The organism is Helicobacter pylori (assembly GCF_003636935.1).
Lineage (GTDB): Bacteria > Campylobacterota > Campylobacteria > Campylobacterales > Helicobacteraceae > Helicobacter > Helicobacter pylori_CH.
Genome location: NZ_MVVH01000004.1, coordinates 111,414 through 131,903, shown reverse-complemented (window position 1 = coordinate 131,903; position 20,490 = coordinate 111,414). Strand labels below are relative to the sequence as shown.

The 20,490-nt window shown below is 41.1% G+C and carries 19 protein-coding genes; 17 read left to right on the top strand and 2 right to left on the bottom strand.

Annotation, left to right across the window (positions count from 1 at the left end; genetic code table 11):
- The first annotated feature begins 30 nt into the window (after nt 1–30).
- The 17 genes from EAL87_RS04280 (at nt 31) to EAL87_RS04200 (ending at nt 18,275) form a co-directional block, all read left to right on the top strand.
- Nucleotides 31–432: an NAD(P)H-quinone oxidoreductase subunit 3 gene (locus tag EAL87_RS04280; protein WP_001183384.1), complete on the top strand. Its 402-nt coding sequence runs from the start codon at nt 31–33 to the stop codon at nt 430–432.
- Nucleotides 432–911 (top strand): NuoB/complex I 20 kDa subunit family protein, encoded by a 480-nt coding sequence (locus tag EAL87_RS04275; protein ID WP_001183511.1) that lies wholly within the window; start codon nt 432–434, stop codon nt 909–911. Before EAL87_RS04280 ends, EAL87_RS04275 begins: the two co-directional genes overlap by 1 nt.
- Nucleotides 911–1,708, top strand: coding sequence for an NADH-quinone oxidoreductase subunit C (locus tag EAL87_RS04270; RefSeq protein WP_162972594.1), 798 nt, complete (start codon nt 911–913; stop codon nt 1,706–1,708). The genes EAL87_RS04275 and EAL87_RS04270 overlap by 1 nt, the downstream gene beginning before the upstream one ends.
- Before the next feature lies 1 nt (nt 1,709).
- Nucleotides 1,710–2,939 carry an NADH dehydrogenase (quinone) subunit D gene (gene nuoD / locus EAL87_RS04265; RefSeq protein ID WP_120913176.1) on the top strand — a complete coding sequence of 410 codons (1,230 nt, stop codon included), beginning with the start codon at nt 1,710–1,712 and terminating at the stop codon, nt 2,937–2,939.
- Nucleotides 2,936–3,166, top strand: a complete 231-nt coding sequence (locus EAL87_RS04260; RefSeq protein ID WP_000819164.1) for an NADH-ubiquinone oxidoreductase subunit E family protein — start codon at nt 2,936–2,938, stop codon at nt 3,164–3,166. Before nuoD ends, EAL87_RS04260 begins: the two co-directional genes overlap by 4 nt.
- A 2-nt stretch (nt 3,167–3,168) precedes the next feature.
- Nucleotides 3,169–4,155 carry a hypothetical protein gene (locus EAL87_RS04255; RefSeq protein WP_120913174.1) on the top strand — a complete coding sequence of 329 codons (987 nt, stop codon included), beginning with the start codon at nt 3,169–3,171 and terminating at the stop codon, nt 4,153–4,155.
- Entirely contained in the window at nt 4,152–6,689 is a 2,538-nt protein-coding gene (locus EAL87_RS04250) for an NADH-quinone oxidoreductase subunit G (RefSeq protein WP_120913172.1), read from the top strand. The genes EAL87_RS04255 and EAL87_RS04250 overlap by 4 nt, the downstream gene beginning before the upstream one ends.
- On the top strand, nt 6,686–7,675 hold the full coding sequence (gene nuoH / locus EAL87_RS04245) for an NADH-quinone oxidoreductase subunit NuoH (protein WP_001277309.1): 990 nt from the start codon (nt 6,686–6,688) through the stop codon (nt 7,673–7,675). The genes EAL87_RS04250 and nuoH overlap by 4 nt, the downstream gene beginning before the upstream one ends.
- Nucleotides 7,676–7,685: 10 nt before the next feature.
- On the top strand, nt 7,686–8,348 hold the full coding sequence (gene nuoI, locus EAL87_RS04240; RefSeq protein WP_039091374.1) for an NADH-quinone oxidoreductase subunit NuoI: 663 nt from the start codon (nt 7,686–7,688) through the stop codon (nt 8,346–8,348).
- A complete protein-coding gene (locus EAL87_RS04235; protein ID WP_120913170.1) occupies nt 8,341–8,889 on the top strand; it encodes an NADH-quinone oxidoreductase subunit J in 549 nt (182 codons plus the stop codon). Before nuoI ends, EAL87_RS04235 begins: the two co-directional genes overlap by 8 nt.
- A complete protein-coding gene (gene nuoK, locus EAL87_RS04230; protein WP_000579758.1) occupies nt 8,886–9,188 on the top strand; it encodes an NADH-quinone oxidoreductase subunit NuoK in 303 nt (100 codons plus the stop codon). The genes EAL87_RS04235 and nuoK overlap by 4 nt, the downstream gene beginning before the upstream one ends.
- Nucleotides 9,189–9,190: 2 nt before the next feature.
- The gene (gene nuoL / locus EAL87_RS04225; RefSeq protein ID WP_120913168.1) at nt 9,191–11,032 is read left to right on the top strand and encodes an NADH-quinone oxidoreductase subunit L; all 1,842 of its coding nucleotides are present in this window, start codon (nt 9,191–9,193) and stop codon (nt 11,030–11,032) included.
- A 3-nt stretch (nt 11,033–11,035) separates the two neighbouring features.
- The gene (locus EAL87_RS04220; RefSeq protein ID WP_120913166.1) at nt 11,036–12,574 is read left to right on the top strand and encodes an NADH-quinone oxidoreductase subunit M; all 1,539 of its coding nucleotides are present in this window, start codon (nt 11,036–11,038) and stop codon (nt 12,572–12,574) included.
- Nucleotides 12,561–14,039, top strand: a complete 1,479-nt coding sequence (gene nuoN / locus EAL87_RS04215; protein WP_120913164.1) for an NADH-quinone oxidoreductase subunit NuoN — start codon at nt 12,561–12,563, stop codon at nt 14,037–14,039. Before EAL87_RS04220 ends, nuoN begins: the two co-directional genes overlap by 14 nt.
- Nucleotides 14,029–16,437, top strand: coding sequence for a DUF7494 domain-containing protein (locus EAL87_RS04210; RefSeq protein WP_120913162.1), 2,409 nt, complete (start codon nt 14,029–14,031; stop codon nt 16,435–16,437). The genes nuoN and EAL87_RS04210 overlap by 11 nt, the downstream gene beginning before the upstream one ends.
- A 1-nt stretch (nt 16,438) precedes the next feature.
- Entirely contained in the window at nt 16,439–17,818 is a 1,380-nt protein-coding gene (locus EAL87_RS04205; protein ID WP_120913160.1) for a phosphomannomutase/phosphoglucomutase, read from the top strand.
- Between the two features lie 178 nt (nt 17,819–17,996).
- Nucleotides 17,997–18,275, top strand: coding sequence for a hypothetical protein (locus tag EAL87_RS04200; RefSeq protein WP_120913158.1), 279 nt, complete (start codon nt 17,997–17,999; stop codon nt 18,273–18,275).
- 248 nt (nt 18,276–18,523) lie between these two features.
- Here the strand turns inward: EAL87_RS04200 and trpA are convergent, their stop codons facing one another.
- Together trpA and trpB are read right to left on the bottom strand one after the other, a co-directional pair.
- Nucleotides 18,524–19,312 (bottom strand): tryptophan synthase subunit alpha, encoded by a 789-nt coding sequence (gene trpA, locus EAL87_RS04195; RefSeq protein WP_120913156.1) that lies wholly within the window; start codon nt 19,310–19,312, stop codon nt 18,524–18,526.
- Entirely contained in the window at nt 19,309–20,490 is a 1,182-nt protein-coding gene (trpB, locus tag EAL87_RS04190) for a tryptophan synthase subunit beta (protein ID WP_120913154.1), read from the bottom strand. Before trpB ends, trpA begins: the two co-directional genes overlap by 4 nt.

Genomic DNA, 20,490 nt, shown 5'->3' with positions numbered 1-20,490 from the left:
AAGTAATAATTAAAGGAGTCTGAGAGCCTAATGCAACAAGCCGCAGAAGCATTGAATCACCCCTATTTTGGCGTTTTTGTTTTGTTGGTATTCACCTTTTGGGTGTTTAACTTAACCTTAAGGATCCAAAGGTTTTTAAGCCGTAAAATGGCTCAAAAAAAGGGCGAAAAGCTCAAGCTCGCTCCCTATGAATGCGGGCCTGTGGCTCTCAAACAGCCTAATAGAGTGTCCCATCATTTCTATATCATGGCCATGCTTTTTATTTTATTTGATGTAGAAATCGTTTTCATGTTCCCTTGGGCGATTGATTTTAAAAAATTAGGTTTGTTTGGGCTCATTGAAATGCTAGGCTTTGTCTTCTTTTTAACGATTGGTTTTATTTACGCTTTAAAGCGAAACGCTTTGAGTTGGCAAAATTTAGAGGTGAAATAATGCAACAAGCACCGGTTGTTCTAAGCACTTTGGATAAATTATTGAATTGGGGGCGTTCTAATTCGCTCTGGCCCTTAACCTACGGCTTAGCGTGTTGCGCGATTGAGATGATGGCGACAGGGGGTTCAAGGTTTGATTTTGACAGATTTGGCACGATTTTTAGGGCGAGTCCTAGGCAATCTGATGTGATGATCATCGCTGGCACGCTCACTAAAAAGCATGCCGAATTCATGCGTAGGCTTTATGATCAAATGCCTGAGCCTAAATGGGTGATTTCTATGGGGAGTTGCGCTAATACGGGCGGGATGTTCAACACTTATGCGACCGTTCAAGGAGCAGACAGGGTTGTTCCTGTGGATATTTACTTGCCCGGTTGTGCACCGCGCCCAGAGACTTTGCAATACGCTCTTATGGTTTTGCAAGATAAAATCAGACGCTCTAAAGCGATCAAACAAGACGCTCCTAAAAGGTTGGTGTGATGGTAAGAAAACAATCCCCCTATGAAGATGTGCAAAAACAATCGCGCCAGCATGACCCCTATAAAATCATAGAACCCACCCCTAAAAAATATTTAGAGGGCAGTGCTTATGAGGTCATTTACAACCACCTTTCTTACAAGCATGAGATTTTAGACAAATATATAGAAACGAACACGGCGGTGTTTTGGATCAAAAAAGACGATATTTTTTCTGTCGCTGCCATTTTACGGCATTTAGGCTATGAATCTTTAAGTGAAATGAGCGCGATAGATTTGTGCGCTAAAAAGGGGCATTTTGAATTGTTTTATCAATTTGTGGGTTTTAGCGATAGCTGTAAGAACCGCCGTAGGGTGCGCGTGAAATGCGTTTTATTGCCTAATGAGAGCGTGGATTCTTTGAGCTTTTTATACCGATCAGCTAATTGGAGCGAGAGAGAGGCGTATGACATGCTGGGTATTGTGTTTGACAAACACCCCTATTTGAAACGCCTTATCATGCCGCATGATTGGGTAGGCCACCCTTTGTTGCGCTCTTACCCGCTCAAAGGCGATGAATTTGCCCAATGGTATGAAGTGGATAAAATTTTTGGCAAAGAATACCGAGAAGTGGTGGGCAAAGAGCAGAGAGACAGCGCGAGAGTGGATGAAAAAGACACTTTCAATTTTGCAAAAATTGGCTATGAGCAGGGCAAGGGCGAAGAATTAAAAGAAGTAGAAGAAAAGCATGCGTTTAAGAAAATCCCTTTTGTCAAAGATTTGCACAAAATCGCCCCCACTATCTTAAAAAAGAGGCTATAAAATGGCTCAAAATTTCACGAAACTCAACCCCCAGTTTGAAAACATCATTTTTGAACATGACGACAACCAAATGATTTTAAACTTTGGCCCTCAACACCCTAGTAGTCATGGGCAATTGCGCTTGATTTTGGAATTAGAGGGCGAAAAAATCATTAAGGCTACCCCTGAAATTGGCTACTTGCATAGAGGCTGTGAAAAGTTAGGCGAAAACATGACCTATAACGAATACATGCCCACTACTGACAGGTTGGATTACACTTCTTCTACCAGCAATAATTACGCTTACGCTTATGCGGTAGAAACCTTGCTCAATTTAGAAATCCCGCGCCGAGCGCAAGTGATCCGCACGATTTTACTAGAGCTTAACCGCATGATTTCACACATCTTTTTCATCAGCGTGCATGCTTTAGATGTGGGGGCGATGAGCGTGTTTTTGTATGCGTTTAAAACGAGGGAATACGGCTTGGATTTGATGGAGGATTATTGCGGGGCTAGGCTCACGCATAACGCTATAAGGATTGGGGGCGTGCCTTTAGATTTACCCCCTAATTGGCTAGAAGGCTTAAAAAAGTTTTTAGGCGAAATGAGGGAATGCAAAAAACTCATTCAAGGCTTATTGGATAAGAATCGCATTTGGCGGATGCGCTTGGAAAATGTAGGCGTTGTAACGCAAAAAATGGCGCAAAGTTGGGGCTTGAGTGGTATCATGTTAAGAGGGACTGGGATCGCTTATGACATTAGGAAAGAAGAGCCTTACGAGCTTTATAGAGAGCTTGATTTTGATGTGCCGGTGGGTAATTATGGCGATAGTTATGATAGGTATTGTTTGTATATGTTAGAAATTGATGAAAGCATTCGCATCATTGAACAACTCATCCCCATGTATGCTAAAACCGATACGCCCATCATGGCTCAAAATCCGCATTATATTTCCGCCCCTAAAGAAGATATAATGACGCAAAACTACGCCTTGATGCAGCATTTTGTTTTAGTGGCTCAAGGCATGCGTCCGCCTATTGGGGAAGTATATGCCCCCACAGAAAGCCCTAAAGGGGAATTAGGGTTTTTTATCCATTCAGAGGGCGAGCCGTATCCTCATAGATTAAAAATCAGAGCCCCTAGTTTTTATCATATTGGGGCTTTGAGCGATATTTTAGTGGGGCAATATTTAGCGGATGCGGTAACCGTGATTGGCTCAACCAATGCGGTGTTTGGCGAGGTGGATAGATGAAACGCTTTGATTTGCGCCCCTTAAAAGCAGATATTTTTGAACGCTTAGAAGAATTGATTGAAAAAGAAATGCAACCCAATGAAGTCGCTATTTTCATGTTTGAAGTGGGGGATTTTTCTAACATCCCTAAGAGTGCTGAATTTATCCAATCTAAAGGGCATGAGCTCCTCAATTCTTTGCGTTTCAATCAAGCGGATTGGACGATTGTCGTGAGAAAAAAGGCTTGATTTTGAGCGGCTTTAACCCCCTAAATTCTCCCTTAAGCGCAAGCTCTTCAATTAGTTTGAAAGAAGCCTATTATTTAGAAAAATTATCTCTTCAAAAAGGGTTTAAAATCCATTACAAGATGACAAAAGATAGCTTAAACCTTTTAGAAAAAAGCGATTTGTGCGTTTTGTTTGGAGGGTTTTCAAACGCTTGTTTGAATGAAAACGAACGATGGATTTTAGAAAGCATTGACCAATCAAAACGCCCCTACGCCTTGTTAAGACCCCTACAAGATACAAGAGACTTGCAAGAAAATTGCCTTTTTGCGTCGTATGAAATCCACACGGAAGCGGCGATTTTGGCCTTGATTTTAAGGGGTATTTTAGAACAAACTTCCCAATTAAAAGGGCATGTTTTAGAAAAAATAGATGTAGGGTATTTAAGCTCTGAAGCGAACATGAGCGAAGAAGAATTACAAGAACTTATTGCACTTATTGTTAAAGCAAAAAAAAGGGTGCTTGTTTTAAACAGAGAAATCACTAAGCATGCTCATAGCACTTTTTTATACACCCTTTTAAGCGGGTTGCAAAATTACCTAGAAATTTTGCATATCCCTTGCAACGATTCAAACACAACGCCTGTTTTTTACCATTCAAAAGATGAAGAATTGTTGCTAGAAACAGCCCTAAAAGAGGGCATTTTGCCTTTTGAATCAGAGCTTCAACCAAAAGATTTAGAGCTTTTAGAGCGGATAAGTGAGGCTAACGGCTCGTTTGTCTATGTTTCTTACAAGAGCCTTGAAATCCCAAAACTATCTTTTTCCAAGCAATTTAAAATCGCTAACAAGATCCAGCATTCTAAAGCGGGGTTTCAAATCTTAGACAAAACGCTAGAATGCGAGTTAGAAGAAAGCCCTTATTTGAAGGGCTTGGTTGCGATTTTAGAAGGGGCGTTTTTTGATGCTTACCCTTATATCCCTATTTTATCCCACTCTCAAGGAATTTCATGATCACAATGAATATCAATGGCAAAACGATTGAATGCCAAGAGGGACAAAGCGTTTTAGAGGCCGCTAGGAGTGCTGGGATCTACATCCCTACTATTTGCTATTTAAGCGGTTGCTCGCCCACGGTCGCATGCAAAATGTGCATGGTTGAAATGGATGGCAAACGGGTTTATAGCTGCAACACGAAAGCCAAAAACAACGCCACCATCCTCACTAACACCCCAACGCTCATGGATGAAAGAAAAAGCATCATGCAAACTTATGATGTCAACCACCCCCTAGAGTGTGGCGTGTGCGATAAGAGCGGGGAGTGCGAATTGCAAGACATGACGCATTTGACCGGCGTAGAGCACCAACCCTATGCGGTGGCTGATGATTTTAAAGCCCTAGATTCATGGGCAAAAGCCTTGTATGATCCTAATTTGTGCATCATGTGCGAAAGGTGTGTAACCACTTGTAAAGACAATGTGGGCGAAAACAACTTAAAAGCCACTAAAGCCGACTTGCATGCTCCGGATAAATTTAAAGACAGCATGTCCAAAGACGCTTTTAGCGTGTGGAGTCGTAAGCAAAAAGGCATCATTTCTTTTGTGGGCAGTGTGCCTTGTTATGATTGCGGGGAATGCATTGCGGTATGCCCTGTGGGCGCTTTGAGCTATAAAGATTTCGCTTACACGGCTAACGCATGGGAATTAAAAAAGATCCATTCTACTTGTTCGCATTGCTCGGCTGGGTGTTTGATTTCTTATGATGTGCGCCATTTTGATACTCTAGGCGAAGAATCTAAGATTTTTAGGGTGCTTAATGATTTTTACCATAACCCTATTTGTGGGGCAGGCCGGTTTGCTTTTGACGTGAGCTCTAGCCCTAAAGGCAGCGCTAATCTCAAAGAAGCGCAAAACGCTCTCAAAGAATGCGAAGCGGTGCGAATAGGTGGGGATATTACGAATGAAGAGGCGTTTTTAATAGAGCGTTTGAGGAAAGAATTGAATTTTAAAATCTACAACAAAGATTTATACCCTTTCCAACAATTCTTAAAGGTATTGGGCGAAATTAAACGCCCTAGCATTGAAGAAATTAAAACTTCTCATTTAGTCATCACAATAGGCTCTTCTATCAAAACAGAAAACCCGCTCGTGCGCTATGCCATCAATAACGCTCTCAAACTCAATAAAGCTTCCTTAATCGCTATGCACCCTATCAAGGATAACGCTTTAGCGAATTTGTGCCGAAGCTCTTTTTGTATCACCCATGAAGTGGGGGCTGAAGAAATCCTTTTAGGCATGCTTTTAAAAATGCTTAACATTGAAAGCACGGCCCTAAAAAGTTTAGAAGATTCCAAGCAAGATATTGTAGATGAAGCGGCTCTTAAAGCCTTAGAAGAAGAGCGAAAAAAAGCTTTAGAACAAGCCAATCAAGGGTGCAGTCTTGAAGAAAATAAGGCAGAAAATCAAGAAGTAGCGGTTACTCCAAAAGAAGAAAATAGAGCAGAGAACACAGAAAACAAGGAAGAGAACAAAACAGAGAATAAGGAAGAAAAACTCCCTACCAAAACCACTTATTTGTTGCTTGAAGAAGCGGGCATCAATTTAGAAACTTATGAAAAAATTTTGGCTCTTTTGCAAAAATCAAACAACACCTTGCTGGTGGTTGGCGAAGAAATCTATAGCCATAAACAAGCCCACAATATCGCTAAAATGTTGCGTTTGTTGACCCAAAAAAGCGCTATTAAGCTCATTCTTATCCCCCCAAGCGCGAACGCTTTAGGCATCGCTTCGCTTTGTCAATTAAGCGAAGAAGTTTTTGAACATGAAAAAATTGTAGGCATTCGCGCTCAAGGGGATTTCACTATCAATAGCGACGATAGGGTTTTTGGGAAAGACGCTGTGAGTAAAGTGGATTTTATTTTGCCCAGTCTCAACCAGCTAGAAGGCACGATCACTAATATTGAGGGGCGTGTGTTGCCCTTAAAACCGGCTTTAAGGTTTGAGGGCTATGACTTGAGCGATATTATGCAAGGCTTTGGCTTTGTGGAAGAAAATCTCACAGAATGCACCCACAAACTCCCTACAGAAGCGGGTTTTAAAGCCATAGAATTTGATCATCTAACCAACTATTTCACTAACGACAGAGCCAATCACAGAGGCTATTTATTAGGAACAAGCCATTTTGAAAAGAGCGCTAAAGAATGCGAAACCATAGAATGCGATCCTATCAAACCCTTAAAAGAAAAAATCGCTTTCAACGCATATTTAAAATACCCAGAAACGCAATTCAATAACGCTACTAATAAAAGCGAGAATTTGCAATTAAAGACTGGTATTTATGTGTCTAAAGCTTTCTTAAAAAAATTGGATAAAGAAGTGGGGCAAAACATCACTTTGTCTAAAGAAGAAGAGGAATTAACAGGCGTTTTGTATCTTGATGAGAGCTTGGATCAAGAGGTGTTTGTCATCTCGCCTTCTCTTTTGAAAAACCATTCTGGCTTTTTTAGAGAGGGCGTGTTTGATAGCGTGGAGTTAAAGGAGCAAGCATGAGCGCTTATATCATTGAAACTTTGATTAAAATTTTGATTTTAGTCGCTGTTTTTTCAGCTTTAGGAGGCTTTGCCACTTATATTGAAAGGAAAGTGTTAGCCTATTTCCAACGCCGTTTAGGGCCTTGTTATGTGGGGCCTTTTGGGCTTTTGCAAGTCGCAGCAGACGGCATTAAGCTTTTCACTAAAGAAGACATTATCCCTCAAGGCGCGAATAAGTTCATTTTCACACTAGCGCCCATTATTGCGATGGTGAGCGCGTTTGTGTCCATGGCGCCTATCCCCTTTTTCCCTAATTTCACTCTGTTTGGCTATGAGATCAAGCCTCTTATTTCTGATATTAACATTGGCTTTTTATTTTTCTTAGCCGTGGGTTCAGCAGGGATTTATGCACCCATTTTAGCCGGGCTTGCCTCTAATAACAAATACTCTTTAATTGGCTCCGCAAGAGCGACGATCCAACTGCTCAGCTTTGAAGTGGTCAGCACTTTAACCATTCTAGCCCCTTTAATGGTGGTAGGATCGCTCTCTTTAGTGGAAATCAATCATTACCAAAGCGGTGGGTTTTTAGACTGGCTTGTGTTTAAGCAACCTCTAGCGTTTGTTTTGTTTTTGATCGCAAGTTATGCTGAATTGAATCGAACCCCCTTTGACTTGTTAGAGCATGAAGCCGAGATCGTGGCGGGGTATTGCACCGAATACAGCGGCTTGAAATGGGGCATGTTCTTTTTAGCAGAATACGCGCATTTATTCGCTTTTTCTTTTGTGATTTCTATCGTGTTTTTTGGCGGGTTTAACGCATGGGGCTTTATCCCTGGAGGCATAGCGATTTTAATCAAAGCGGGCTTTTTTGTCTTTTTATCCATGTGGGTTAGAGCGACTTATCCGCATGTGCGCCCAGACCAACTGATGAACATGTGCTGGAAAATCATGCTGCCTTTAGCGCTATTGAACATTGTGCTAACAGGCATTATCATTTTAATTTAAAGGAGGTTTTATGGCCAAACAAGAATACAAGCAACTTCCTAAACGAGCCGAAGTCCATAGCGCAACCGAGCAATTTAAAGACACCATTAAAACAAGCTTGGGTTTGGATCTATTCAAAGGGCTAGGGCTTACAATCAAGGAATTTTTTAGCCCAAGCGTAACCATCCATTACCCTATGGAGCAACTCCCTTTAAGCCCACGCTATCGCGCGGTGCATAATCTGCAACGGCTTTTAGACTCAGGCTCTGAAAGGTGTATTGGCTGCGGGCTGTGCGAAAAGATTTGCACGAGCAATTGCATAAGGATCATCACGCATAAAGGCGAAGACAACCGCAAAAAGATCGATTCTTACACGATCAATTTGGGGCGTTGCATTTATTGCGGGTTGTGCGCGGAAGTTTGCCCAGAATTAGCGATTGTTATGGGGAACCGGTTTGAAAACGCTAGCACCCAACGCTCCCAATACGGCTCTAAAAGCGAGTTTTTAACGAGCGAACAAGACGCTAAAAACTGCTCGCATGCCGAGTTTTTAGGCTTTGGTGCGGTAAGTCCTAATTACAACGAACGCATGCAAGCCACCCCTTTAGATTATGTCCAAGAGCCTTCAAAAGAAGAATCAAAAGAAGAAACTCCAACAAACCCAGAAAGCCATAAAGGGGATGAAAATGTTTGAAACCATTGCCTTTTATTTCTTTGCGATCCTTACTTTGAGCATGGCGTTAGTGGTGATCACCACCACGAATATCCTTTATGCCATTACCGCTCTTGCTAGCAGCATGGTTTTTATCTCTGCTTTTTTCTTTTTGCTAGACGCTGAGTTTTTGGGCGTGGTGCAAATCACGGTGTATGTGGGTGCGGTCATTGTGATGTATGCGTTTGGCATGATGTTTTTCAACTCCGCTGCAGAAGTCATTGAACGCAAGCAAAGCCCTAAAATCTTGTGCACGCTTTCATTTGGCGTGGCGGTATTGCTCACCTTGATTTTAAGCGCTCCTAGCATTGGCGAAAACCTTTCTAAGCAAGTCAATTCCAACGCTATTGATGCGCAAATCCCCAACATTAAAGCGATTGGTTATGTGCTTTTCACCAATTATCTCATTCCTTTTGAAGCGGCGGCTTTAATGCTTTTAGTCGCTATGGTTGGAGGCATCGCTACAGGGATCCAAAAAATCCATGGGAAAAGCCATGCACAATTTATAAAGGAATCTCTATGATAGGGTTAAACCACTATTTGATTGTTTCAGGGTTGCTCTTTTGCATTGGTTTAGCGGGCATGCTGAAACGCAAAAACATTCTGTTGCTCTTTTTTTCTACAGAAATCATGCTCAATGCGATCAATATCGGTTTTGTAGCGATTTCTAAATACACGCACAATTTAGACGGGCAGATGTTTGCGCTCTTTATTATCGCTATTGCCGCTAGTGAGGTGGCTATTGGTTTGGGCTTGGTGATTTTGTGGTTTAAGAAATTCAAAAGCCTAGATATTGATTCTTTAAACGCTATGAAAGGTTGAGCATGCAATATTATTCTTCTTTGCTGTCAGTGGTGTTGTTTTTGCCTTTAATCGGTGCGATTTATGCAGGGCTGTTTGGGGCTAAAGCTAAAGCGTTGCATGTGGGCGTTTTCAATTCTTTGTGCGTGCTGGTTTCTTTCATTGGTGCGGTAATCCTTTTCATTCAAGCATGGCATCATCAAAGCTATGAAAAATATTTATTTGACTGGATCGTGGTGGGGAATTTTAAAGTCGGCTTTTCTCTCATGCTGGATAATATCAATGCAGTCATGATTGTCGTGGTTACTTTAGTTTCTTTATTAGTGCATGTGTATTCCATAGGTTATATGGAACATGATGAAGGGTTTAACCGCTATTTTTCCTACCTTAGTGGCTTTGTGTTTTCCATGCTGGTGTTGGTGTTGAGCGATAATTTTTTAGGGCTTTTCATTGGCTGGGAAGGGGTGGGGCTATGTTCTTACTTGCTTATTGGCTTTTGGTATCATAAAACAAGCGCGAATAACGCTTCTATTGAAGCCTTTGTGATGAACAGAATCACGGATTTAGGCATGCTCATGGGGATTATTTTGATCTTTTGGAATTTTGGCACCCTCCAGTATAAAGAAGTCTTTAGCATGCTCAATAACACCGATTATTCCATGCTCTTTTTCATTAGCGTGTTTCTTTTCATTGGCGCTATGGGCAAGAGCGCACAATTCCCTATGCACACATGGTTAGCCAACGCTATGGAGGGGCCTACCCCTGTGTCCGCTCTCATCCATGCAGCGACAATGGTAACCGCTGGGGTGTATCTAGTCATTAGAGCCAATCCCTTGTATAGCACGGTGTTTGAAGTGGGCTATTTTATCGCATGTTTAGGGGCGTTTGTGGCTCTTTTTGGAGCGAGCATGGCTTTAGTCAATAAGGATTTAAAACGCATTGTGGCTTATTCCACGCTTTCTCAATTAGGCTATATGTTTGTAGCGGCCGGTCTTGGGGCTTATGCGATCGCGCTTTTCCATCTCTTTACGCATGCGTTTTTCAAATCCCTCCTTTTCTTAGGATCGGGCAATGTCATGCATGCGATGGAAGACAATTTGGATATTACTAAAATGGGCGCTTTATACAAGCCTATGAAAATCACAGCGATCTTTATGATTATAGGATCAGTGGCTTTGTGCGGGATCTACCCTTTCGCAGGATACTTTTCTAAAGACAAAATTTTAGAAGTGGCTTTTGGGATGCACCACCACATTTTATGGTTTGTTCTTCTAATTGGAGCGATCTTTACCGCTTTTTATAGCTTCAGACTCATCATGCTTGTCTTTTTTGCACCCAAACAGCACGAAATCAACCACCCCCATGAGGCTCAAAATTTCATGCTTTTAAGCATGCTGCCCTTAGGGGTTTTAGCGGTCATTGCCGGGTTTTTTGAAGAGCCGTTTTTCCATTTTATTTCTCAAGTGATCCCTAGTATTGAAGAGTATCCCGTCCCGCTCGCTCTTTTAATCAGTATCACCACCATAGTGGTGTTATTGAGCATCGCCTATGCCATATTTAAATATAAAAATGGTATCACTTCCAAAAAAGAGGGGGGCTTTTTATACAAGCTCTTGCTCAACCAATACTATATCCCGCAGCTCTATCAAGGGATTGCAAAAGTTTTTGGTGCTATCGCTTCATTCTTGCACCGAGTCGTGGAATTAAGGATCATTGATGCGATAGTGGACACTATAGGGAGAAGCGTTTTTGTTATAGGGCGTGTGTTTAGGATCAGTCAAGATGGGAATTTAACTTCCATGTTGCGCTTCATGGTGGCCGGGGTTTTAATCTTGTTAGCGTTTGTGGCTGTTTTTTGGAGATAAACAATGCAGTATTTACATGCACATCTTTTAAGCGTGGTGATCTTTTTCCCCATGCTGAGTGCGCTATTGGCGTTCTTTATGAGCGATCAAGCGAGCAGGGCGTATGCGATCGTCATCGCTTTGATTGAGTTGCTATTGGTTTTGTTGTTATGGCATGGGTTTGATACTCAAGTTACCGGCATGCAGTTTGAAGAAATGAAGGAATTAGTCTATCAAATTGGCGTGAATTACCATGTGGGCGTTGATGGCATCGCGCTCTTTTTATTGCTCTTAAACGCTATCGTGGTGCTTTTATCCGTGATTTATGTCAAAGAGCGTCGTAAGGACTTTGCGATTTGTCTATTATTGTTAGAAGGGATTTTAATGGGCGTGTTTTCTTCTCTTAATATGATCTTTTTCTACGCTTTTTGGGAAATCTCGCTCTTGCCGGTTTTATACCTCATCGGTCGTTTTGGGCGCAATAACAAAATCTATTCGGGCATGAAGTTTTTTCTCTACACCTTTTTAGCGTCATTATGCATGCTCTTGGGCATTTTATACATCGGGTATTACTACGCCAGCAATTACGGCATGATGAGTTTTGATATTTTAGATTGGTATCAGTTGAACTTTTCTAGTGGGGCTAAAACCTGGCTCTTTGTGGCTTTCTTAATAGGGATTGCGGTTAAAATCCCGCTCTTTCCCTTACACACATGGTTGCCTTATGCGTATTCTAACGCTCCTACCTTAGGCTCTGTCATGCTTTCAGCCTTGCTTTCTAAAATGGGGACTTACGCCTTATTACGCTTCTTGCTCCCGCTTTTTCCTGAGCTTTCAGAAATTTATTTAACCCCCATAGCCATTGTGGCGTTGTGCATGATCATTTATGGAGGTTTTTTAGCTTACACTCAAAAGGATTTAAAAACCCTCATCGCTTATAGCTCGTTCTCGCACATGGGAGTCGTGGTGCTTGGGGTTTTTTCTTTCAATGTTGAGGGGATTTCAGGGGCAGTGTTTATGATGTTTGCGCATGGCATTATCGTCATGGGATTGTTTTTGCTCGCTGGTATTTTAGAAGATCGTGCCAGTAGTTTAGAAATCGCTCGCTTTGGATCTATCGCTAAAAGCGCTCCTATTTTTGCAGCCTTTTTTATGATCGTTTTAATGGCGAATGTGGGCATGCCTTTAAGCATTGGTTTTGTGGGAGAGTTTTTAAGCTTGTTAGGGTTTTTTGCCACTTACCCTCTTTTGGCTATCATTGCCGGGACAAGCATCATCCTCTCAGCGGTTTACATGCTCACTTCATATAAAGATGTCTTCTTTGGTAATTTGAAAGCCGGGAACAATCAAATCAGCGTGTTTGAAGATTTAAACGCTCGTGAGGTAGGGGTTTTAAGCGTGATTTTAGCTTTGATTTTGATTTTAGGGATTTATCCTAAAGCGCTTTTAAAACCGATTGAGCAAGGCTCTAAGCAGCTTTTAGAAGTGATAGAAATCCGCTCGCTCCCTTTTTTAGGTTCATTGGACACTAAGATAAAAGAGGTCTCTTATGTTAATAGATAGTCTCCACATCTCTTTTGATAGCTTTAATTTTGAGAGCATTTTACCCATGCTGGTGTTGGTGTGTGGGGGGATTTTCACGCTCTTAATCAACGCTTTCACTTCCAGGTTTTCACGCAATTTGAATGTGTTTTTATGCATGCTCTTTTTGGTTTTGGATTTTTTGGTGGTTTTAGGGTTAGAAGAGCAAGAAAACGCCTTTTTTGGGTTTTTGAGCTTGGATACTCTCTCGCTCATCTCTCAAAGCATTGTCTTGATTTCAGCCTTTTTTCTCATTTTCTTAGCCCTTTCAAAAGAGCGCTTCAACGAATTTCAAACCGCTGAATTTTATTCCTTATACTTGTTTATTGCCGCTGGCTTTCAATTCATGGTTTCAAGCAACCATTTATTGTTAATCCTTATTGGGTTAGAAACAGCGTCCTTACCCCTTTGTGTGTTAATGGCGTTGAGCGATAAACGCTACGGCTTGGAAGCAGGAATCAAGTATTTCACTATGGGGGCGATGGCGAGCGCGTTTTTTGCTATGGGGGCGATGGCTTTTTACTTGCTTACAGGGAGCTTGAATCTTGAAGTCATTACCTTATACTTACACACTGAGGGTATCACAAACCCCATGCTCTTTGCGATGGGCGCTATTTTTTTGATTGGAGCGATTGGCTTTAAGGTTTCTTTAGTGCCTTTCCATACCTGGATGCCTGATGTGTATGAGGGCAATAACCCGGTCTTTGCGAGCTATATTTCCATCGTGCCTAAAATCGCTGGCTTTGTGGTAGCGACTCGCCTTTTTGGAGCGTTTATAGACACCCGTATCGCTTGGGTAGAAGATATTTTCTATGTTTTGATCCTTATGACTATCACCATCCCTAATTTCATTGCTTTATGGCAAGAAGATGTGAAAAGAATGCTCGCTTATAGCTCCATTTCGCATTCTGGGTTCGCTTTAGCGTGCGTGTTTATCCACACTGAAGACAGCCAACAAGCGATGTTTGTTTATTGGTTCATGTTCGCATTCACTTACATTGGGGCTTTTGGCCTTTTATGGCTCTTAAAAAGCCGGGAAAAAACATGGGATGAACGTTACGATCACCCCTATTCTAAATTCAACGGCCTTATCAAAACCCACCCTTTAGTGGCGATCTTGGGTGCTATTTTTGTTTTTGGGCTTGCAGGAATCCCGCCTTTTAGCGTGTTTTGGGGGAAATTTTTAGCCGTTGAAAGCGCACTAGAAAGCAATCACATTCTTTTAGCGGTGGTGATGTTAGTTAATAGCACGGTGGCCGCGTTTTATTATTTCCGTTGGCTCGTGGCGATGTTTTTCAATAAGCCCTTACAAGCCCAAAGCTACGCTCAAAACGATATTTACACCCAAAACGCTACCATGCCTATTTATGCGGTCATTATTGCCATGGCGTTAGCGTGTTTGTTTTCTGTTTTTATGATGCGAGGGCTTTTAGAGTTTGTGGCTTAAGTCAAAAATCTTTCTTTTAATGGGCTTGCTCTCCCATTCTCTCAATGCCTTAAGCTTGACGCTCACGCAAGGCAAAGAAGGGGGGGAAGATTTTTCGGTTTTAACCTTACGACACAATAAGGTGTTTTCTTGCTTTTATACTAATGAAAAACCGCCAAGCGGGATTGAAGCGTCTTTATCTATTATACGCGCTAAGCGCCCCATAGAATGCGTGATAGACTCCATTCCTAAAGAGGGTTTTACCCCTTTAGAAAACGCTTTTTTCAATATCACCTATTCTATGCGCCAACAACAATTCATTTTACACATCAAACCCAAAGTGATGCGAAGACTCACCCTTTTTTCCTTTGACAGGGATTATAAAAAAGCGATCCCCCTTTTTGTGGAAAACGATCCTAAAGCCAAAATGTGGCAAATCATAGGCTATGATCAAAACATCCCTTTTTTGAGCGAAAAACCCCAAAACACCCAAAAAGGCTTGAATTTCCCCATTGTCATTAAAGACGCTCAAACCCCTATCATTCAAGAGCTAGATGTGAATAACAAACCCCTACTCACCACAAAGGGCTACGATTTAAACGCTTATTTAGAAGCTAAAAAACAAATGGATTCGCAAGCCTATTTTGACGCTTTGCGCACGATCAGCCGCGCGTTTAAAAATTACCCTCAAACGATTTTTAAAAAAGATTTGTATTTATTAGAAATTATTGCGCTGGGTAAATTAGGGATTAAAAAAACCTTACTCATAGATATTGGCACTAAGTGGATTAAAAATTATCCAGCCGATCCCAATATCCCTGAAGCGTTATACTATGTCGCCAAAGCTTTAAATGAAAACAACAATTACAAACAGGCTATGCGTTATTACAAACGCATCCTTTTAGAATACAAAAACTCCCGCTACGCTCCCTTAGCCCAAATGCATTTAGCCATTGAAGCGGCTGAAGCTTCTAATTTGAGTAACGCTAACATGCTTTTTAAAGAAGCTTTTTCTAACGCTAAAGACAAAGAGAGCGCGAGTGAAATCGCGCTTAATTGGGCTGAAGCAGAGATAAACTATCAAAATTTTAATAACGCTAAATACCTCATTGATAAGGTGGTTCAATCCAACCCTGATTATATTTCTCAACACAGCGAATTAGCCCTAGATTTGCTCAAGCTATTGAAAAAAACCCAGATGAATGAAAGTGCGATTGAGATCGCTCACTTGCTCCTCAATCAAGATGATGATTTGAAAGCTAAAGAGCAAGCGCTCTATGATTTAGGGGCGTTGTATGCAAGGATTAAGGATTTTAAAAACGCCCATCTTTACAATCTGCAATATTTGCAAGATCATGCAGGATTGGATAGAGCTTCTGTCGTTAGAGCGCGCGATGAAGAAGCCCTTTTTTCCATGGAGGGGAACACGCAAGAAAAAATCGCCCACTACGATAAAATCATTCAAAATTTCCCTAACACTAATGAAGCCTTGAAGGCTTTAGAATTGAAAGCCCAACTGTTGTTTGAAAATAAGCGTTACGCTGAAGTGTTAAGCATGCAAAAAAATTTGCCTAAAAATTCTCCCTTGATCCAAAAAACGCTCAATATCCTTGCTAAAACCCCATTAGAAAATCATCGTTGTGAAGAAGCTTTAAAATATTTATCCCAAATCACAGCCTTTGAATTCAACCCCAAAGAAGAAATCCAAGCCTTTGATTGCTTGTATTTCGCATCGCTCAAAGAAAAAGCGCAAATTATTGCCCTAAACGCTTTAAAAGCGGCTAAAACCCCTAGCGAGAAACTAATATGGCTTTATCGTTTGGGGCGCAATTACTACCGCTTAGGGGATTTTAAAAATTCCACTTTGGCTTCTAAAGACGCTTTAATCCTCGCTCAAAGCTTGAATAAAAAAGAATTTTATGATATTGCCTTTGTTTTATTTTCAGATTACATGCAAAACAATGAAAAAGAATTGGCCCTCAATTTGTATGCATTTTTAGAAAAATATTTCAAAGACGATAAACGCATGGCGTTGGTTTATTTTAAATTGCTAGAGAATGAAAAAGACCCTAAAAGCGTCAAAATTTATGCCACAAGCTTACTCAAACTCCAAGACGCTTACAAGGATTATTCTTACACGCCCTTTAGCGAATTTGCCCTAATTAACGCTTATCGAACCACCAAAGACTATTTAAAAGCGTTAGAAACGCTAGACAAGCTTTTAAACCGCAGGCTTTCTTTAGAAGATCACCAAAAAGCCTTATACTTGCAATCCAGCTTACTAGATCTAACCAATCAAAAAGCAAAATCCAGAGCCAGTTTAGAAAAATGCGTTCAATTAAAACAAAAAGATCAAACAAACGCATGGCAAAATTTATGCGAACAGGGTTTAAATTTATTCAAAAACAAGGAGTCATGACATGGACATTAGCATTTTTAGAGAATACGATATTAGAGGCATTTACCCCACCACTTTAGATGAGAAGGGGGCTTTTAGTATCGGCGTGGAGTTAGGGAAAATCATGCGAGCATGCGATAAAAGCGTGTTTGTAGGGCATGATGCGAGAACGCATGGGCGCTTTTTGTTTGAAGCTTTGAGCGCGGGGCTGCAATCAAGTGGCTTGAAAGTGTATGATTTAGGGCTAATTCCCACACCGGTAGCGTATTTTGCAGCCTTTAATGAAATCAATGGTATTCAATGCCCCAATTCCATCATGATCACTGGCTCTCACAACCCCAAAGAATACAACGGCTTTAAAATCACGCTCAACCAAAACCCGTTTTATGGCAAGGACATTCAGGCTTTAAAAGACACGCTTTTAAGCGCCAAGCATGAAATAAAACCCCTAAAAGAAACACCAAAGAAAGTCAATGCCCTAGAAGCGTATCAGCGCTATTTGATCAAGGATTTTAAGCATTTAAAAAATCTAAAATACAAAATCGCCCTGGATTTTGGTAATGGCGTGGGAGCGTTAGGGCTAGAGCCGATTTTAAAGGCTTTAAACATTGATTTTAGCAGCCTTTATAGCGATCCTAATGGGAATTTCCCTAACCACCACCCAGACCCTAGCGAAGCGAAAAACTTAAAAGATTTAGAAAAACACATGCAAGAAAACGCTATTTTAGTAGGCTTTGCTTTTGATGGCGATGCGGATAGGATTGCGATGTTAAGCTCTCATCATATTTATGCGGGCGATGAATTAGCGATTTTATTCGCTAAACGCTTGCATGCTCAAGGCATCACCCCCTTTGTGATAGGCGAAGTCAAATGCTCTCAAGTGATGTATAACACGATTAATACCTTTGGTAAGACACTCATGTATAAAACCGGGCATAGCAATTTAAAAATCAAACTCAAAGAAACCAACGCGCATTTTGCGGCTGAAATGAGCGGGCATATCTTTTTTAAAGAGCGTTATTTTGGCTATGACGACGCTCTTTATGCATGCTTAAGGGCTTTAGAATTATTGCTTGAACAAAGTCCAAGCGATTTGGAAAACACCATTAAAAACCTCCCCTATTCCTACACCACGCCTGAAGAAAAAATCGCCGTGAGCGAAGAAGAAAAATTTGAAATCATTCACAGCTTACAAGAAGCGCTTAAAAACCCGCCAAGCCATTTCCCTAAAATCAAAGAAATCATCAGCATTGATGGCGTGAGGGTGGTTTTTGAACATGGTTTTGGGCTTATTCGTGCAAGCAACACCACCCCCTATTTAGTCACTCGCTTTGAAGGCAAGGATGAAACAACAGCGTTAGAGTATAAAAGGGCGTTGCTTGGGCTATTAGAAAAACTTTAAAATAGAGCTTGGGATAATCTCATTTCATATCCCTTACTCTTAAAAATACTAAATCAATTAAACAAGTTGCTTTAAAACCACACATAAAATCATAAGATCTCAAATTTTTTTTACATCATTTAAGCTAAGCCCAAGCCTATTATAATGAAAAGTTTTCAATTAATTGTAAAGGATTTTTATGAACACAAATAATAAAAATAAAAACGCTTCTCATCTCACTCACGAAATGAAAAAGGAACACGGAGGTCTTATAGAAGCAAGCAAAAAAGCTGAAATGCAACCAATCTTTAAAGCATTATGGGGTATAGCTCAAGAAGAAAAAGAAGGATATAAACAAGCAGCTGAAGGATATAAAAAGGCGCTTGAAGCAAAAGAAAAGGCAGATAAAATCTTAAATACTTTGAAAGCAATCGACAATAACATAATAGGCTTAGAACCCGAAGATGAAAAGGACTAAACAATCAATAGTTCTTTTTAAAAGCATTATAAAAAGTTTATGGCTTGGTATATGAAAATCAGCCTTTTTTATTATCAAAATACCTGCGATTTTAAGTCGCTATCAACCACACTACAAGGCTGCCTTTATATTTGTTAGGCTTATGGCGGTATTTTCTGCACTAACGCCATAATCAGGCACATGCAATAAAGCTTGATGATTGTTAATCTGTGATCTTTAATTTTTGACGCAACAAAAGCCTAAAAACCTTAAAAAATCATTCCTCCCACAAACCCTTTCATTTTTTCTAGCATGGCGTTTTCATTGCTTAAATTTTCTTCTATGATTTTAACTAACGCTGAGCCGCAGATCACGCCATCAGCGCCCATGCCTTTAGCGTTTTTGATGTGTTCTTTTTGAGAAATGCCAAAGCCCAGTAAGGTGGGGGTGGGGCTAAAAGTCTTTAGAGTTTTGATGATCGCGCTTGCATCGTTCTCTAGAGCATGGCTTATCCCTGTAACCCCACTCCTGGCTAAAGTGTAGATATAGCCTTGCGAATGCATAGCGGCTTGTTCTAAATCCTTAACGCTCGCATTAGGGCTGGCGATAAAGATTTGTTTAATGTGGTGTTTTTGAGCGGATTTGATGACTAATTCTTTTTCTATTAGGGGCATGTCTGCTATTAAAACGCTATCCACACCGCATTCTTTGATTTGAGCGTAAAAGCCATCAACGCCATAAGAAAAAATCAAATTCGCATACGCTAAAAGCCCTATGGGAATATCATGGTTGTAGTCTCTAATCTTTTTTAAAAGCTGGAAATTTTTAGCCATGCTAGCATGTTTTAACGCCCTTAAATGGCTCGCTTGTATGGTAACGCCATCCGCTACAGGGTCTGAGAAAGCAAAGCCCAATTCTAAAGCGCTCACCCCGCTAGCCATTAGGGTTTTAATGATTTCAAAACTCCATTCATAATTGGGATCGCCCAAGGTTACAAACGGGATAAACGCCATTTTGTCTTGTTTTTTTAAGGTTTCAAACATGTTTTGATACCTCATTTCAAACCTCCTTTTAAAGCGTTATAAACGGTGCTTAAATCCTTATCCCCTCTGCCGCTTAAATTCACCACGATGATACTTTCTTCTTCGCATTTTTGAGCGAGTTTTAAGGCATACGCTAAGGCGTGCGAGCTTTCTAAAGCCGGGATAATGCCTTCTTTTTGGCACAACAACCTGAAGGCTTCTAGCGCTTCAGCATCGCTTGCACTTTCATAAACCGCGCGCTTACTCTCTTTTAAATAGCTGTGTTCTGGCCCCACTCCTGGATAATCAAGCCCAGCGCTAATGCTATGGCTTTCTGCAATCTGGCCTTCATCATCTTGTAAAAGATAGGTTTTATTCCCATGCAAAATCCCCACACGCCCCTTATTCAAAGTCGCCCCATGCTTATTGGTTTCTAGCCCTAATCCGGCTGGCTCTACGCCTATGAGTTTGACCTCTTGATCGTTTAAAAACGCGCTGAATATCCCTATAGCGTTAGACCCCCCTCCAACGCATGCGATCATGTAATCAGGCAAGCGGTTTTCTTTTTCTAAAATTTGGCTTTTAACCTCATCGCCTATCATTTTTTGAAAGGTTTTAACCATCGTAGGGTAAGGGTGCGGCCCGGCGGCTGTGCCTAGCAAATAATGCGTGTCCTTGTAACTGCTCGCCCAATCTCTTAAGGCCTCATTCACAGCGTCTTTAAGCGTCGCACTCCCTGAATTAACTTCTCTCACTTCAGCGCCTAATAAGCGCATTCTAAAAACATTCATTTCCTGGCGCTTGATGTCTTTTTCTCCCATAAAAATCACGCATTTTAAACCCAATAACGCGCAAGCGATAGCCGTCGCCACGCCATGCTGTCCGGCGCCTGTTTCAGCGATGATCCTTGTTTTACCCATTTTTTTCGCTAAAAGAGCCTGCCCTAAAGCCTGATTAGTCTTGTGCGCCCCGCCATGGATTAAATCCTCTCGTTTTAAATAAAGCTTGACTTTAGGGTTAGAAACGATATTTTGACACAAGGTTAAAGGGCTAGGACGGCCCACAAAATCCTTTAAAAGACGAAAATATTCTTTTTGGAATTTTTCATCTTTCAAACACGCATCAAACGCCTGTTCTAACTCTCTTAATGCAGGCACTAACAACTCCGAAACAAAACTCCCTCCAAACTCCCCAAAATACGCTTTTTTATTCAT

What these genes read in the sequence shown, in the direction of transcription:
- trpA (WP_120913156.1), bottom strand. Translation starts at nt 19,312, where the DNA reads ATGAGGTATCAAAACATGTTTGAAACCTTAAAAAAACAAGACAAAATG.
- trpB (WP_120913154.1), bottom strand. Translation starts at nt 20,490, where the DNA reads ATGAATAAAAAAGCGTATTTTGGGGAGTTTGGAGGGAGTTTTGTTTCG.
- EAL87_RS04275 (WP_001183511.1), top strand. Translation starts at nt 432, where the DNA reads ATGCAACAAGCACCGGTTGTTCTAAGCACTTTGGATAAATTATTGAAT.
- nuoH (WP_001277309.1), top strand. Translation starts at nt 6,686, where the DNA reads ATGAGCGCTTATATCATTGAAACTTTGATTAAAATTTTGATTTTAGTC.
- EAL87_RS04235 (WP_120913170.1), top strand. Translation starts at nt 8,341, where the DNA reads ATGTTTGAAACCATTGCCTTTTATTTCTTTGCGATCCTTACTTTGAGC.
- EAL87_RS04220 (WP_120913166.1), top strand. Translation starts at nt 11,036, where the DNA reads ATGCAGTATTTACATGCACATCTTTTAAGCGTGGTGATCTTTTTCCCC.
- EAL87_RS04200 (WP_120913158.1), top strand. Translation starts at nt 17,997, where the DNA reads ATGAACACAAATAATAAAAATAAAAACGCTTCTCATCTCACTCACGAA.
- nuoL (WP_120913168.1), top strand. Translation starts at nt 9,191, where the DNA reads ATGCAATATTATTCTTCTTTGCTGTCAGTGGTGTTGTTTTTGCCTTTA.
- nuoI (WP_039091374.1), top strand. Translation starts at nt 7,686, where the DNA reads ATGGCCAAACAAGAATACAAGCAACTTCCTAAACGAGCCGAAGTCCAT.
- EAL87_RS04250 (WP_120913172.1), top strand. Translation starts at nt 4,152, where the DNA reads ATGATCACAATGAATATCAATGGCAAAACGATTGAATGCCAAGAGGGA.
- EAL87_RS04280 (WP_001183384.1), top strand. Translation starts at nt 31, where the DNA reads ATGCAACAAGCCGCAGAAGCATTGAATCACCCCTATTTTGGCGTTTTT.
- EAL87_RS04270 (WP_162972594.1), top strand. Translation starts at nt 911, where the DNA reads ATGGTAAGAAAACAATCCCCCTATGAAGATGTGCAAAAACAATCGCGC.
- EAL87_RS04260 (WP_000819164.1), top strand. Translation starts at nt 2,936, where the DNA reads ATGAAACGCTTTGATTTGCGCCCCTTAAAAGCAGATATTTTTGAACGC.
- nuoD (WP_120913176.1), top strand. Translation starts at nt 1,710, where the DNA reads ATGGCTCAAAATTTCACGAAACTCAACCCCCAGTTTGAAAACATCATT.
- nuoN (WP_120913164.1), top strand. Translation starts at nt 12,561, where the DNA reads ATGTTAATAGATAGTCTCCACATCTCTTTTGATAGCTTTAATTTTGAG.
- EAL87_RS04205 (WP_120913160.1), top strand. Translation starts at nt 16,439, where the DNA reads ATGGACATTAGCATTTTTAGAGAATACGATATTAGAGGCATTTACCCC.
- nuoK (WP_000579758.1), top strand. Translation starts at nt 8,886, where the DNA reads ATGATAGGGTTAAACCACTATTTGATTGTTTCAGGGTTGCTCTTTTGC.